The organism is Bdellovibrio sp. 22V, from assembly GCF_030169785.1.
In the GTDB taxonomy this organism is placed as follows: Bacteria; Bdellovibrionota; Bdellovibrionia; order Bdellovibrionales; family Bdellovibrionaceae; genus Bdellovibrio.
Genome location: NZ_CP125854.1, coordinates 457,566 through 473,012 on the forward strand (window position 1 = coordinate 457,566; position 15,447 = coordinate 473,012).

Annotated in this window: 13 protein-coding genes; 9 read left to right on the top strand and 4 right to left on the bottom strand. The window is 46.9% G+C overall.

The annotated features are described in order from the left end of the window. Positions 1–28 precede the first annotated feature (28 nt). The gene (locus tag QJS83_RS02295; RefSeq protein WP_284607372.1) at positions 29–2,248 is read right to left on the bottom strand and encodes a Tad domain-containing protein; all 2,220 of its coding nucleotides are present in this window, start codon (positions 2,246–2,248) and stop codon (positions 29–31) included. A gap of 120 nt (positions 2,249–2,368) precedes the next feature. On the opposite strand from QJS83_RS02295, the gene QJS83_RS02300 reads away from it, so the two are divergent. The 3 genes from QJS83_RS02300 to QJS83_RS02310 all read left to right on the top strand — a co-directional run bounded on the left by QJS83_RS02300 (position 2,369) and on the right by QJS83_RS02310 (position 5,872). After that, positions 2,369–3,250, top strand: a complete 882-nt coding sequence (locus QJS83_RS02300) for a hypothetical protein (protein ID WP_284607373.1) — start codon at positions 2,369–2,371, stop codon at positions 3,248–3,250. Position 3,251: 1 nt separating this feature from the next. Then, a complete protein-coding gene (gene nagZ, locus QJS83_RS02305; protein WP_284607374.1) occupies positions 3,252–4,364 on the top strand; it encodes a beta-N-acetylhexosaminidase in 1,113 nt (370 codons plus the stop codon). Between the two features lie 122 nt (positions 4,365–4,486). Next, on the top strand, positions 4,487–5,872 hold the full coding sequence (locus tag QJS83_RS02310) for an energy transducer TonB (RefSeq protein ID WP_284607375.1): 1,386 nt from the start codon (positions 4,487–4,489) through the stop codon (positions 5,870–5,872). 92 nt (positions 5,873–5,964) lie between these two features. Here the strand turns inward: QJS83_RS02310 and QJS83_RS02315 are convergent, their stop codons facing one another. Both QJS83_RS02315 and QJS83_RS02320 read right to left on the bottom strand, forming a co-directional pair. Then, on the bottom strand, positions 5,965–6,093 hold the full coding sequence (locus QJS83_RS02315; protein ID WP_284607376.1) for a hypothetical protein: 129 nt from the start codon (positions 6,091–6,093) through the stop codon (positions 5,965–5,967). Between the two features lie 37 nt (positions 6,094–6,130). Continuing rightward, positions 6,131–6,955, bottom strand: coding sequence for a PorV/PorQ family protein (locus QJS83_RS02320; RefSeq protein WP_284607378.1), 825 nt, complete (start codon positions 6,953–6,955; stop codon positions 6,131–6,133). Here QJS83_RS02320 and QJS83_RS02325 point away from each other — a divergent pair. Further along, positions 6,954–8,060, top strand: a complete 1,107-nt coding sequence (locus QJS83_RS02325) for a M23 family metallopeptidase (RefSeq protein ID WP_284607379.1) — start codon at positions 6,954–6,956, stop codon at positions 8,058–8,060. The genes QJS83_RS02320 and QJS83_RS02325 overlap by 2 nt on opposite strands. Here the strand turns inward: QJS83_RS02325 and QJS83_RS02330 are convergent. After that, positions 8,057–9,313, bottom strand: coding sequence for a hypothetical protein (locus QJS83_RS02330; RefSeq protein ID WP_284607380.1), 1,257 nt, complete (start codon positions 9,311–9,313; stop codon positions 8,057–8,059). The genes QJS83_RS02325 and QJS83_RS02330 overlap by 4 nt on opposite strands. Before the next feature lie 141 nt (positions 9,314–9,454). Here QJS83_RS02330 and QJS83_RS02335 point away from each other — a divergent pair, with 141 nt between their 5' ends. From QJS83_RS02335 to QJS83_RS02355, 5 genes are read left to right on the top strand one after another with little or no spacing between them, the layout of a single operon-like run. After that, positions 9,455–10,339: a UTP--glucose-1-phosphate uridylyltransferase gene (locus QJS83_RS02335; RefSeq protein ID WP_284607382.1), complete on the top strand. Its 885-nt coding sequence runs from the start codon at positions 9,455–9,457 to the stop codon at positions 10,337–10,339. Positions 10,340–10,350: 11 nt separating this feature from the next. Then, the gene (locus QJS83_RS02340; protein ID WP_284607384.1) at positions 10,351–11,202 is read left to right on the top strand and encodes a hypothetical protein; all 852 of its coding nucleotides are present in this window, start codon (positions 10,351–10,353) and stop codon (positions 11,200–11,202) included. After that, entirely contained in the window at positions 11,199–13,238 is a 2,040-nt protein-coding gene (gene priA / locus QJS83_RS02345; RefSeq protein WP_284607386.1) for a replication restart helicase PriA, read from the top strand. The genes QJS83_RS02340 and priA overlap by 4 nt, the downstream gene beginning before the upstream one ends. Positions 13,239–13,283: 45 nt before the next feature. Continuing rightward, positions 13,284–14,120, top strand: a complete 837-nt coding sequence (locus QJS83_RS02350; RefSeq protein ID WP_284607387.1) for a CFI-box-CTERM domain-containing protein — start codon at positions 13,284–13,286, stop codon at positions 14,118–14,120. A 55-nt stretch (positions 14,121–14,175) separates the two neighbouring features. Continuing rightward, positions 14,176–15,315, top strand: a complete 1,140-nt coding sequence (locus QJS83_RS02355) for an FAD-dependent oxidoreductase (protein WP_284607389.1) — start codon at positions 14,176–14,178, stop codon at positions 15,313–15,315. Positions 15,316–15,447: the final 132 nt, after the last annotated feature.

Sequence of the window (15,447 nt, forward strand, 5' to 3'; positions counted from 1 at the left end):
TCAGAATGAAACGATTCGCGCGAATCTATTAGAATTCGTCGTCAGCGGGAGGTGGATTAAGAAGAGGGCCCGATCCTCCGGCCTCACCACCTAGAGTGAGCTCGGAAGATCTCAGGTAATCAGAAGAAACCATTTTGACAGAATAACCCGTGGTACCGCCGACAACACAGTTTCCGGATGTTGCTGGTTGAGGATTGTTTTTGTCAGAACCCGTTGCAGGAATTTGGCACTTCCCTAGTTTGTTTGTATCCAGAGAATAGTCATTCAAAGTTTTGGGCGCCCAGCTTGTCAGCATGTGCTTCCAATCCATCGTGGTAAACGTAAATTGATCTTTGATGAGGCCGTTTGTATTCACAACATCACCCGGATCCTTCACGGTTTCATATTGATTCTTAATGCTGAATTCTTCGAAATTATAACTGCCTTGCTTGTAACCACGGTGGTAACCAATATCCGGTCTAAAAGATTTATTAAATCCTTTTCCAGGGCCTTGAAAATATCCGTCGCGAATTCGCTTGTAGTAAAGGTGATAAAAGTCAGGCTCAATAGAGTAATAAGTTATATCGAATTGGTCTGGCAGAATAGCAGCCGTTTCCAAGATGCGCATTGCTGACGGACGATTCGTTTTTGAATCCCACGCCAAAATGTCGCCAGAACCCTGAGACTTTACAAAGTTGAATGGAATGTCTTCCCAGTGATCGAAATTGGGAGCATCGCCGCCGTCATAAACACTCTGACCATTTCCATTATCTGGTGTCACAGAACCGCTTCGCCATCCTGGATCCAAGTTGTAAATAGCCTGACCATAGTAAGCGAGCATCTTGTAAGTTTTAAGACCGAACGGGTCACCGACAAAGCGACTGTAGTTCGACGCGCGAATTGAGTCATTCGCTGGATCGGAGCCAATATTGCCCAAAGCAGAAACATCCGTCACACGCGGAGGCAACAACGGATCGGTTTTGTCGTTGGCGCTTCCTTCCGACATGGCTGAACCACGTCTCCACATCTTGTAATACCACGGGCCCATGCGACCACCGAACGGTTTATAAAACGCGCGAGCCTTGAGTTTCACAGTTCCGAAAGGAGAGAATGGAATCTTCGGCTCTGCAGTTGCAGAAACACCTGTGTAGGCCATGCACCATGGGTTCTTTTCAACACCAACAGAAAAGTTGTAGTTGTCGTTAAGATTGGAGCGATAACCGATGAACTGCGCGAGCGTATCGATGTTCGCGGATAAGTCGGGCACGGAATCTTTGTGAATTGGGAATGATTGAGGATTGCCCGTCAGTTCTTTAGGAGTCGTCGAAATATCTTTACTACAATCCGTATCAACATAACGGAAACCGGGATAAATTCGGATAGGCGTCAGCCACTTTGCAGGTTGGCCTTCCGCCGCCCCCATAGCATTACATCCGTCAGCACCTAATGAGTTAAACACACTCATATTCGCAGTCGCACGGTTCGCAGACGTTAAATTATTAAGAAGTGTTTTTTCAATTCCGGCTTTAACGCTTTGACCATCAAGATCGTAAAAGTCGTCTTCTTTAAAACTTGTCGCTCGAGATAATGCCGAGATCGCGGCCATTCTGTCGCCCTGATCAACGTTAAATGCCACAATAAATTTTCCGAGCATCACGTAGTTGTAGGATCCGAAATATCGACAACGAGCCAAGGCATTCGCTCTTAAAACTTCACTGGCATTTCTAATTGATCCCGAGAAAGCCTGGTGACCCGCGATATGCGGAGGCGACACCCACATTCTAATGGGGCTCATCGTCGCCATGTACTTACAGGTATTTTCTCCCGGAGGCATTGGCTTAAACGGAATGTAAGTAATGCAGAATGCGGGAGCCTCTTGGAAGTTCTTTCCCAGAATATTCGATGAATCTATGATATCACCCGTTTTTGCGGGATTTATTTGCCGGCTCGTCTTATTGTACGGATGAAATTCCCATTCCCCCGCGCTTCCCAGCATACGATAGCGCCACGCGAGCAACTTCCAACTTTGACGAATCTGATAGTTGATGTGCGCGATCGCGTTCATGTTTTCAGCTTGCTTCATGGCGCCGTAATAGGCCGCAAGATCCACGGAGTTTTGCAGATTGATTTTATGGTGAACGAGCAAACCGACATTGATCACCATCGCAAAAAATAGAAATAGAATCTGAAAGATCAACGCAATGAAAAGAGCCACTTGGCCTTTGCGATTGTAGAGATTCTGAATAAAAGTACTTCGTCGGTTCAACATTGTGTTTAAACATTCTCTCTTAGCTTGCGACGAGAGGCAATAACTCGACCTCGAAAACTTTGACTTGTTCTATAGTGAGATGACAGACTTTTGCCATAGTTCTTCGGAGGCAACTCGACGATGGTCCGATCACTTTTTCTCTTTATATGCGTTTCTTTCCTGAGTGCTCAGGCGGCCCGCGCAGAAATCCTTTTTGAGGGCTATTCAAAAATTCTTTCTGGCGAAGAGCATATTGGTTACGTTATCTCCCGCTACGAGTTCGACAGCAAAAAGAAGCATTTCGTATCGACCTATTTCTCAAAAGTGGGAAAAGGCGCCGGCGAAGTCACGGAAAGCCTCAAAGCTATCGCGGATTCGGAACTCGCCCCGATCTCTTATGAGTACACTCTTTTAGCAAACAAAGAGAGCACGCTTATCGACGCCAAATTTAAAGGCGGAGCTCTGAGCGGCATTATGAAAAAAGGCAAAAAGGTACAAAGAATCGAAAAGAAAATTCCCAAAGGGACTTTCCTTTCAACTTTCCTTGTTTATCTGATGTTGAAAAGTAAAGAAGGCCTAAGATCTGAAACCAACTATGAGTATCAGGCCATTGCGGAAGAAGATGCTAACATCTATAAGGGCCAAGCTCTTGTTGGCAAAGAAGAGATGTTCAACGGCTTCAAGGTGTTTAAAATTCTAAACACTTTCAAAGACATCAAATTTTTGAGTTACGTTAACGAACGTGGCGAAGTGCTTGGAACAAATGCCATGGGGCAAGGAATTACGACAGAGCTTGTCGCAAATCCTTCCGAAGCAACAAGCGGTCAATCCTATAGCGCGACACTTTTAAAAACTCTTTTCGGCTCAGTGCCTGCAGGACAAGACAACGTTATGGCTCGCGCGCAAAAGCTGAAAGAACGTGAAGCAAACGCCCCCCCACCTTCAAAACAAATGGGTGTGCCTCAAGGCCAGGGAATTATTATCAAAGCTCAACCAGAGAAAGCAGATAGTAAAGGAAACTAGTATGAGCATGACGAAAACAATCGGTCAGCATTTCATTATCGGACTTTCAGGACACGCCCTGACTGCTGACGAAAAAAAATTCATCGTAGATAACAACATCGGTGGTGTTTGCTTATTTGGTCGCAATGTCGCTGATCCAAAACAAGTTCATGAGCTGTGTTCTGAGTTGCAGTCACTTCGTCACAAACAAGCTGACAAAGCCCCGCTTTTCATTGGTATTGACATGGAAGGAGGCCGCGTTCATCGCCTCAAAGCTCCTTTCACAGTCTGGCCGCCTCTAAGAAAACTGGGCGATCTTGATGCTCCTACGGTGTCTTTTCACTTCGCGAATAAAATGGGCCAAGAGCTTAAGGCCGTCGGTATTAATTTAGATTTTGCTCCTTGCGTGGATGTTTTTACGAATCCTGCAAATACTGTGATTGGCGATCGCTCTGTCAGCTCGGATCCTGAAATGGTTGCAAAACATGCTTCTGCCTTGGTTCGTGGTTACATCAAAGCCGAAGTTCTTACTTGCGCAAAACATTTCCCGGGTCACGGCAACACGGTCATCGACAGTCATGAAGATCTTCCTGTTGAGAACGTGGATCTTGAGCGTTTGGAATCTTGCGAGATGATTCCTTTTAAGAAAACATTCAAGGCGCGCGTGGATATGGTGATGACCTCACACATTAAATTCCCAAAAATTGATCCCGACTGGCCGGTAACTTTGTCAGAGAAATTCGTTCGCGGTATTATTCGCGATGAATGCCGCTATAAAGGGCTTATCATCACGGACGATTTAGGAATGAAAGCGATGACAAAACACTACGGCATTGATGAAGTTCCCGTTCGCGCCTTGAAAGCCGGCGTCGATCTTCTTCTTTACTGCAATGACCCGGAAGTTCCGCCGCAAGCCTTTGAAGCTGTTCTTGAAGCTACCGCGCAAGGAACTTTGAGTGTTGCGGAACTTGAAGAGGGACATCGTCGCATTCTTGAGTTGAAGAAAATGAAAATTCCAAATCCTGATCCTATTTCACTGTCTGAGGCGGTCAACATTGTCGGGCATCCCGATCATTTGAAAATCGCGTCGGCAATTGCGCATGGTCAGGTGCCAGACGGTCTTCTTCCAGAGTAGGCTGACAAGCGCGCGTACAGGCTTGTATTTAATACAAGCCTCCCCTCTTCCAACTGAAACTGAAGCCCTGCCCGGGTGGCCCGGGAATTGATAATGCAACTCCTGATAGCACAGGAGTTTTTATGGGTTTCAGCTTCGATAACGACAAATCCAATAACGGCGATAATCAGCTTAGCCTTTTTGATTTTCAAATGGCGAAGGCTGACTTTGTGCAAACTCCTGCAAGAAAAGAAGTGTCCGACGAAGGATCTTCAGCGATTGATTTCAACGCTTTTTTAATGGCTCACCGTGAACCCGAGCAAAGTAAAACTTCACGCTTTATGACGATGTCTGCGGCAGTCCACGCAGCGGCGCTCCTCGCAATTGCTGTTATGACGGTGCCACTTGTTGAGCAAGCTAAAACAGAAACAATCACGATTGAAATTGAAGACGTTGCTCCACCAAAGAAAATGGCTCGCGGAGTGCGAGTGCCTCCTACACAAGGTGGAACTCCCGCAAAACTTGAAACACCTATCGTAGAAAAAATGGAAGAGGCCGGAAGCCCTGACGATATTGTCGTCGCTAAACCAAAAGCTGCGGCGAAAGCAGCGATGGCTACGAAGGCATCCCCTGCGAAATCCAAAGCGACGGCCAAAGCCGCAAAAATTTCTGACAAAGTGGCAAGTTCTGCAAAACCCGCAGCCCGCAGTATCGCGCCGAAAACGACTTTTAAAGCTGTGCCAATGACGATTGACGATATCGAAGCTCCCGAATTAGATGAAGGCGAATTGGCGAATACAACCGTTCAGTCTCATCTCAGCGAAGACTTTAATGAAGACTTCGAGCACATTGATCAATCACAAAAAGCCAAAGTAGAAAATGAAAGACGCTCGATGGATGCTATGGCAGCGGCCCTCGCTGCTGAACAAGATGAAAACTTGGCGTCTTTGGACGAGGCTAATAAAGAAGAAGCGAACCGTTTAGCTTCTGCTCAGGATTCTTTGCGAAAGAAAAACGCCAATGCGATTGCCTCCGCTTTGGCTGCGGAAAGAGCTGCCGCTTTAGCGGCTGCACGACAAGCCGCCGCTCGTGAAGAGGCCGCGAAAAAAGCAGGCCTTGGCGGTAATGGCAACGGTTACGGCACAAAACAAGGCAACGGCGCTGGCAACAACGGTTCCCAAGGACCTGGAACGCAAGTCGCGGGTTCTCCTTCGGGAGTTCGTAGCCTTGATCAGCTTCGTCAAATGCCAGGCAACCCTCGCCCTCACTACGACCGTGAAGAGCGTCGCCGTGGTGACCAAGGTGAAATCGGTTTCGTCGCTTACGTAACGAAAGATGGCTATCTAACAAAATTCAAAATGACCAAATCCACAGGGTTCAGAAATCTAGACGCTAAGACCTTAGCAGCCCTTAAAAAATGGCGTTTCTATCCTGGCCAAGAGGGATGGGTCGAACTTCCATTCCGTTGGGACCTTAAGGGCGGAATTCAAGAAGATGGCGGCCGCCTGCGTATTTCCAGCAGACAATAAAACCCCGAAAGGGGTTTAGGCATGAGCTCAAAGTAAAAAAAAAGCTTTGAGTCGTCACCCAAAGCTTTTAAGTATCTGAAATCAAAGAACAATTAGTCTTTGAAAAGAACTTTTGCAGATTTAGTTGTCCCTTTAGTGCGAACAGCAGCTTTACGCTTCTTACCGCTAGTGGACTTTTTCTTTTCACGAATATATTCAGTGCGTTTTGTTTTAGAAGCCATTTTTCTCCCCTGGGTTTTTAACGGAACGAGTTAATTATCAAAACGGAATCTCCAAGTCAACCGAATGACGGTAATCCTCCGAGTTTTGCGTATTTCCCTGGTAAGCGTAATTTAAAGCGAAACGAGGGCCCTTAAATCCAGCGCCGGCGGTAATAAGTTCTCGGTCATCATCCGCATCTTTCTGGTATCCGAGGCGGGTTATAATAAACTGATTGATGTAGGTTTCCACCCCCCCCATATAAACAGACTCAGAATCAACGTCCACGCGAAAGCGCACCATGGCGTGATAGATGTAATTAAAGCCCCCGGCAAAAACGGTCTTCTGGCGAAGCTCCTTAGGCACATCATCCTTTTCGCCGAACACATTGTAAGCCACCAAGGCCCAACCGATGTTTGATTTGGGAGTATAGATCAAACCGAAATCCGCGTTGATTTGGTGATAAGTTGCATTGGGAATTTCTTGCGTTAGATAGTGGCCTGTAACTCCCAAAGAAAGTTTATCAACGACAAACTCTGCAAGCGACAATGTGAAATCCTGAGTTTGCAAATCACCACCCGCTGCATAATCCGATTTTTTCTTCACAAAGCTTAATGCAGAGGGAAGAAAACTTTCTGGAGAGCTGTCACTGATGTTGATTGCCAATTCATCTTTCGCGAACGACGAAAAAAAGTTTCGGCCTTTTAAGTGCACCAAAGTTCCAGGATTCAAGAATGCCGCGTCTCCCGCTTCCACCGCCGCACGTCCAGTTCCGCCCGTCGCTGCAGAGATTGAGGAATTATAAACTTGGGCCGAGGCTGCGTTCACGATAAGATAAACAAACAGGAAAACAGGAAGTTTAACTAAGCTCAAAGGATGGGGCATGACTTTTCACCTCGCAAGTATCGTGAGTGCATTTCTTTTGGCATTCACATCCTACCAATCCGCTTACGCCGGAGCCAACACTTTTACTGCAAAACCTGTTCGTGTTGGCGACAATCTCCTCTCAATTCTAAGACAACAAGGCTTTACAGAAAGACAGCGCGAAACTGTTTTAGCTTCCCATCGCGGGTTGCGTAACCTGTTTTTGACTTTGGATACGCGCTATTTAGTTCGTCGTGCACCAGGCGAAGTGGAACTGCGTATGTTTGACTCGCAAACTTCAGATGCTTTCCGCATTCTTAAAAAAGGGAATTCCGTTCAAGCTTCCTCCTATGATCCTAAGTACAAAGTGACGTTAGCGCGTATCGAAGGCCGCGTTTTTGGTTCGTTGCTGGGAAGTATTCTTGCGAAAATCAATAGCAACTGGGTCGCAACTCGTTTTATGGACGCTTACGTTTTCGATATGGCAAGTCCGCGCGATGTGGCTCGCGGTGCAAAGTTCTGGTTTACGGTCGAGAAGAAGTACGAAGCCGGTCAGTTTGTAAAATACGGTGAAGTTCTGCATACTTCTTTAGATGTTAATGGCTCTCCGGTTCAGAAAAAATTTATCCGCTATAAAGACGGAGGCGTGTTTTTCAATGCTCAGGATCTTTTGGAAGATCGACCGTTTTATGCTCCTGTCGAATACATCAAAGTCGCGAGCCGTTTTAAACCAAATCGTTTGCATCCGATCACAGGGCGTTTGCAACCGCACTTGGGCATTGATTTCGAGCTGCCTATAGGAGATCCCGTTTTTGCTCCTCGCAAGGGTACGGTCGTCCGCTACGGTCATAATCGTGCCGCAGGCAATTACATTGTTCTTCTGCACTCGAATGGCATTGAAACCGCCTACAACCATCTTCACCGGATCGATAAGCGTATCCGCCAGGGCTTGAAAGTCGCAGCAGGAGAAAAGATCGGCGAGGTGGGTTGCACAGGATATTGCACACGAGCGCACTTGCATTTCGCAGTAAAGAAAAAGGGTCGAATGGTCGACCCTGTAAAATTCATTAAACCTTATCCGATTCAGATGGAACGACTGCTCGAAGAAAGAGTCGCTGCTAATTAATCACGTGTACAGATTGTCACGTGATGCATACATTTGCTGTTAGGAACTCCGCTGGCGTAGCTTCCGTTTGTGCGGAAACACTCTTTACTAAGATCATACTCCACAACGGGTGCGCCGTTCACGGTCTCTTCTTTATAGCAAGAGACACCCGTTTTAGGCACAACACAACGGTATTGAACATTCACATCGTACTGGTGCGCCGGTAAATGACGGCGGACGATATCCAATTCATTTCTGTAGCCGGCATTACCTTGCAATGTCGCATAGGCCATTGTCGGACACATTGTCGCAGCATCTTGAGAGCGAACCACTTTATAAATACGGCTACAGTTCCAGTTTTTTGCGCCAACACTTGGATTCGCCAAATCATTTTCGGTCACGGAAGCAAGAACATTGGCTGGGTTAGTCACTGCTTGCCCGCCTATTTGCGGATTTGGTGTAAATACGAGGCTATAACTTTTGCCATAAGCCGTTTTGACTGGGCTTGCACTGCTTGGCGACCTTACTTTATAAACTTCCGCATTGTTCGCCATGAAAGTTAAAGCCAACACTCCGGAAGTTCCGAAGATATTGCGATATTCTTGCGCCAATTCTTCGCTGGAGTTGAAAGTCAAAGTCGATTCCATCACTTTTTGCTCTGGCGAGAATGGGAAATAAGTCGCCGTCGTACCTTTACGAGCAAACGAATCCATCACCAGTGAATCCGTTAATGTACCGATCATGGGAATAACGTCCGTCCACAAAGTAACGTTGTTATTCATCGTGTATACATCATGCAAACTGTTCTTCACACGCACAGCCACAGCAGGAACCGCGCCGACATTCACAGGCGAGTCGGCAAGAAGTTCTTTATATTGGTTCTCTGACAAAGTTGTTTCTGGATAGATCGGTTTGAAGTTTTGATCAGCATAATCAAAAAACTCACTTTTGACTTTAAGACCGCCGTTCGAATAAGCGCCCATTTTCAAAGAGAAGAACGCAGGATTGTTACGCAATTGAGTTTCAGCACAAGAGTTGTAAGTGATCGTGTCGAAAGTCGCGTCAAAGGCAAAGGGGATATTAGAAACTTTCGCCGCGGTTGAAGTTCCGTATTTAGCAGTGAGTTCCGCGTCAGACAGACCGACGTCCAAACCGCTGTCCAGTTCAGCATCAAAACCGGCTTTACCACAGTTTTGAAACGACACAACGAGGATAAAAGAGGCAATAATGCCACTTGTTGCCCGCCAAGTCGTCTTATTGAAACGAACTTTCATGGAATTCTCCCCTAAACACAAGACTACCATGTACATTTCGGCAGATTTACAAAAAACCACAACTTTCTCAACGTGCGACAATTGGTCCGCACTGGGGGATTAATTCTTGTCTTAGAATGAAACGTTTGAGATTTATAAAGCATGCGACGAATTAAAAAAGCCATCATTCCTGCCGCTGGTCTAGGTACACGTTTTTTACCTGCGACCAAGACAGTTCCTAAAGAGATGCTCACAATCGTAGACGCCCCTATCATCCTTTATGTGGTGGAAGAAGCGGTCCAGGCGGGAATCGAGGATATTATTCTGATCGCTGGTCGCGGCAAGCATTCGATCGAGGATTTCTTCGACACGTCTTATGAGCTCGAAGATAAACTTCACAAAGATGGCAAAGAAAAACTTCTAGAGCGTGTCACACGAATTCGTGACAAAGCGAACATCATCAGCATTCGCCAAAAACATGCGCTAGGTTTGGGACATGCCGTCCTTAGCGGCTTGCCTATTGTCGGCAAAGATCCTTTCGCGGTTCTTCTTGGTGACGAGATTACAATGGGGTTTCAAGGCGAACCTAACGTCACATCACAACTGGTAAGCTCTTTTGAAGAAACAGGCACATCGACGATTTCAGTGATGAAAGTCGATGACAAAGATGTTTCCAAGTACGGGATTGCGGAAGTGGAAGACAACGGCAAAGGTTACTTTAAAGTGACCTCGCTTGTGGAAAAACCGAAAGCGACGGAAACAAAAAGTCGCTGGGCTTTGCCGGGGCGCTACGTTTTCGACAACAGCATTATGGATATTCTGCATTCAGCAAAGCCAACGTTGCATGGTGAAATTCAGCTGACCGACAGCATGAAAGAGTTATGCCACCACAAAGGTCTTAATGCGATGACGTTCACGGCGCATCGCTTTGATGCCGGCGATAAGTTCGGTTACTTGCAAGCCAACATAGAACTGGCCTTGCGCAATCCGGAGCTGAACACGGAAATGAAAAACTACATTCTTCATCTGGCAGAACGCCTCAAATAACGAGAGTACTTATGAAAAAATATTTTATCACTGCCCTCGCTTTGTTCCTTTCTTCGATTTCTTCTGCGTACATTTTGCCGACACGCACGATTTTGCAAAAGACGGTCGAGAACTCCGGATCTGGAATTTACGCTATTGAACAAGAAGTGCAATTTTCCAACGGCGAAGAAACTCTTTCAGTCAAAGAAACTTGGTTGATTGATAGCGACCGTACAATGCGTTTGACGGTGACTGGCGGAAAAGATCTCGCGAACACGTTCAAGCTGCAATATCTCTACAACGGCAATCAAAGATTCAGTCTTGTGAATAACGAGCGCAAAGGCGAAAAAGTTTCTGAAGATTTCCTGGAAAAGTTTTTAAACTTCCGCAGCACTGATATCTTCGCGAACAACCTCGTGCACTACAAAATGATGCCTGTGGGTGCCTTGCAAAAGAAACCGACGCCAAAAACGGGAGCTGATTTTAAACACGAACCTGAATCGTGGGTGCGCTACTCACGCACAGGTGGAGTCGTGAACTATGCTTTAGGTGTTGCAACACCGACGGAGCTTGAAGGAAACTACCCTGGAATCTGGATTGAACAAGATCAGTTCGTCGTGCGCAAACTTCGTCTGCCAAGCCAAGTGGAGATGAGCGCGAACAATTACAATCAGTTCGCACGCGGCCTTTCCTACCCTCGCCAACGCACGATTCGTTGGGGTAATAACACAGTGACGATTCGTTTGATCAGCGCTTCGGCTCGGCCGCAGACAGCGGTCGCTCTTTTCCAACCCTCTTCACTTGATAGTAACTTGAAATGGGATGGAATTCAGTCCTTGCCGGCGAAAGACGTGGTCACGGAGTTTTACTCGAGGTTTAGATGAGTCAAGACTCCCTATGGAGAGTGGCGGTCGACGCTCCTCTGCCTGAGGCTCTTACATACAGTTTCAACGGTCCTCTTCAGCGCGGTCAGCTTGTCAATGTCCCTCTTGGACGTCGTAAAGTTAAAGGCTTGGTTCTAGGCCCCACGGATAAAGTTCCCGATTTCGAAATCAAGAGCATTGATTCCATCGACGAAGAATATCAGGCGCTCCCAGAGCCATTTGTAAAATGGCTGGAGTGGCTGGCACAGTACTATATTCATCCGATCGGGCAAGTCGTGCAATCGGCCTTTCCGCCACTGCGGAAAACCGACAAGCAACGCCAGTCCAAAAGACCCCCCGTCATTCCAAAATTGGAAAGCGACAGCGCCCTTCATTTGACGGAGGAACAAGAGACGTGTTTCAAAGATATTTCTCAACACGCTCACTTTTCCACGCATCTGGTTTTCGGTGTGACCGGCTCTGGAAAGACGGAAGTCTATTTGCGCCTTCTTGATAAAGTTCTGCAAGAAGGCAAAAGAGGCCTTGTTCTTGTTCCGGAAATTTCGTTGACGCCGCAGCTGATTCAAAGATTTGCGCGCCGATTCGGTGATAAAATTGCCGCTCTTCATTCGCAACTCACAGACCGTGAAAGAACCAATCAATGGTGGGATATCGTTGAAGGACGAAAATCCATTTTGATTGGCGCTCGCTCGGCTTTGTTTTGCCCGATTGAAGATTTGGGTCTCATTATTGTCGACGAAGAGCACGAGCCCAGCTTTAAACAAGACGAGAAATTAAAGTACAATGGGCGTGACGCGGCCGTTATGATGGGAAAGATGATGAACTGCCCTGTCGTTTTAGGATCCGCGACGCCAAGTTTGGAATCTTGGAAAAATGCGCAAGAGGGCAAATACCATCTACATACTTTGCGTCGACGAGTGGCGAATAGATCTCTTCCGGAAATTGAAGTCATTGATCTGCGCAAACAAAAGTCCGACGATGACGAACAAAAAAAGATCATCACTAAATATTCGCATCTTCCCTTTTGGCTCAGCCCTGCGCTTTACGAACGCATGCACGAGGTGCTCGCCCGGGGCGATCAGGCCGCTTTGTTTTTGAATCGCCGGGGAGTCGCACAAATGGTGGTTTGTCCCGCCTGTGGTCACACGCGTGAATGTCCGAACTGTGATATTTCTTTAACTTTGCACGCGCATTCTCATCTGATCTGCCACTATTGCGATTATCACGAGAACTTCAAATCCAAGTGTCCGGACTGCAAAGAGGGAGAACTCGAAGCGATCGGACTTGGCACCGAACTTCTTGAAACGGATTTGGCGCGCTTGTTTCCCGATAAAAAAATCGCACGCGCGGATCGCGATGAAGTACAAAGCCGTGCGGACCTTGAAGAGCTTATCGCCAACATGGAAAACGGTGAGATAGATATTCTCGTGGGCACGCAAATGATTGCAAAGGGTTTGGACTTTCCAAAGTTAAAACTTGTGGGCCTTGTACTTGCCGACGTGGGTTTTAATCTTCCCGATTTCCGCGCCACCGAACGAAGCTTTCAGTTGATCACGCAAATGAGCGGTCGCAGCGGTCGCCATGTGAAAGAAGGCGAAAGCCCGGGCCTTGTGATTATCCAAACTTTCAATGTTGAACACGACAGCATTACGTTCGCCAAGAGCCACGACTTTGAAGGCTTTGCTCAGCATGAATTAAATATTCGCTCACAACTGCACTACCCGCCTGTTGGACGTTTGGTGAGTTTCCGTATTCAGGGGCCGCATCTTGGGAAAGTCGAAGAGACCGCACGACTTTTAGCGAGACGAGCGCAGGCACTGAAGGCGCAATTTCCTCAATATGCCTCCATTGAAGTTTTAGGGCCTGCCGAGGCGCCACTTTCGAAGTTGCGCGGGCAATTTCGTTATCATCTCCTCATAAAGTCAACCCAGGTCGCGGCGGCAAATCCGTTCTCAAGACAGCTTTTGGGCGATCAGGAGTGGGTTCCTTCCGGAATAAAAATTTTGATCGATATTGACCCAATGAGTTTGCTTTAATTTCCAGGCTTTCTTAGAATGGATTGTTAAGGAAACTTTATTGCGATGATTCAATGCCCCCGCTGCGGAATACAAGTAACAGAACTCCACCCTGTGGACCCGGAATTGATTACCAAACTCCAGGCTGCGGGTGAGGCGAATTTGCCTCCGCAAGTTTGCGCGGGTTGTATTTCAGATCTTCGTCGCACAGTCGCTTCCAGCAGCGGCGGTATTTTGATGGCGCAAGAGCGCGCCAAAGAACAACACCGTCTGCAACTTTGGAAAAGTCGCGTGATGCTGATTAAAAAAGCGCGCCTGTGCATGAGCCAAAAACTTTATTCCGAAGCCGCCGTTTCTTACGAAAAGTATTTAAAAATTCTCGATATCGTTTTTGATATCAAAAAAGGCGAACGCCTTAAACCGGAAGCCTTTAAAGAAAGTGCGCGTACGACGGAGTTGACTGTTGTTGCATCCGTTTACTGGGATCTTCTGCGCATTTACGATACTCACGACAAGTATGCAGATCGTATGTCTCATGCAGCGAAACAGTTGGCCGTATTCATTCAGTTCACGCCGATTTATCCAGACATTATCCGCAAGGCCGAGTCGTTTCAAAAAACCGCAAGACATCCTCAGATCGTAAAACAGTTTTTGAAGATGTCGGACAAAGAGCGACCACGTTGCTTTATTGCAACGTCAGCTTTTGAAGATGCGATGGCGCCTGAAGTGATGAGCTTGCGCGCTTTCCGCGATTTTACACTTCGTAACTCGAAGGCCGGAAGAAAATTCATCGCGCTTTATTATCGTGTTTCTCCTCGTATTGCTTGCTTACTCGATAAGCAACCTGCGCTCAAACCCGCAGTCAGAGCACTTCTCCGTGTTTTGATTAAATGCGTTAGCTAAGTTTTACTCTCTTTGACGCTTGCAAAGGCCCTCTGTTTTGAGGGAATGTATTTGCATGGCTCATATCTATGATTACGCAATTATTGGAAGTGGTTTAACCGGTCTCAGCATCGCGGCAGCTTTGAGCCGTGAGACAGACAACATCGCGCTTATCGAAGCGTCTGATGTGGCATTTGGTGCAAACAAAAAAGTAAATTTCCCAACAGGCCCGATCAATAACGGTCTTCGTTTTGTACCTGACTCCGTGCTTGCGGAAAAAGCCATGCGCTTTCTTGAAAATCTTTTGAATACAAAAGTCGTCGCTGATGTCAGCGAGGAAGCCCCGATTACTTACGATTCCGGAACTTTCAAAACGTTTTTGGGCTTCGGCGACACGCCGCCTGCTTTCTATGAAGAGCTTTCTTACTTCACATCAAGCAAACGTATCGATTTAGCTTTGGAGCCGCATCAGTGGACTCAGCTTTTGTTTGAACAATTCAAAGGCGATTTCATGCCTCGTTCTTACGTGACGAAGTTCCATCAAGAGGGCGAAAAGGTTTCGCACATCACGATCAACGGTTCTAAAACGTTGCATGCGCAAAATTTTATTTTCGCCGGCACTGTGAAGGACTTGGGTGTCTTGCTTCCGGAAGACGCGATCTCTATCCGCGCTCGCACGAAGCTTTCTAAAAATACTTATTGGACGGCGTTGTGCTTGGACATCTGTCACTCGAAAATGGTGACGGAGTCAACGGCAATGCACGTTCTTAATGGAACAACTCAAGACGAGATCGGCCCTTGCGCCGGCCGCTTCTTGCCAGCAGTTGAAGTCGATGGCCAGCCGATGCAGGCGTCTCAATGGATGACATTCATTGAACAAGAAGTGACTGAAGACAGCGAAGTTGTCGGAATGGCGCTAAAGAAAATCAAGCGTCAGATCAAGCGCGCCTACCCTGAAGCTCTGGATAATCTGAAGCTTGAAAGAATTTTCGTTGCTCCGATTATTGCGGGTAACGGTGATATCAAGTTAAGTGCAAATCTCACAATGCCAGAGTTGGAAAATCTTTGGATTGCTTCATCAACAGTAAATGAACAAAAAAATCTTGTCGGCGCTCTTTTGCAAGCAGAAATGATCGTCGCGTCTCTTGGGTTTAAAGTTCAAGAACAAGAAGTGAGTGCTCCTCAAGAAGAGGCGCAGCACGAAGCTGCTCTCTAATTTTCATTCGGAGAAGAGGAACTCTCCTCTTCTCCATTTCTCAGTGCCAATTCTTGGCGAAATCCTAAAACACCGTTGACAAGAATCTAACGACGAAAGCGTTTCACTCTGAGAATCCCCTGTTCCACTAGA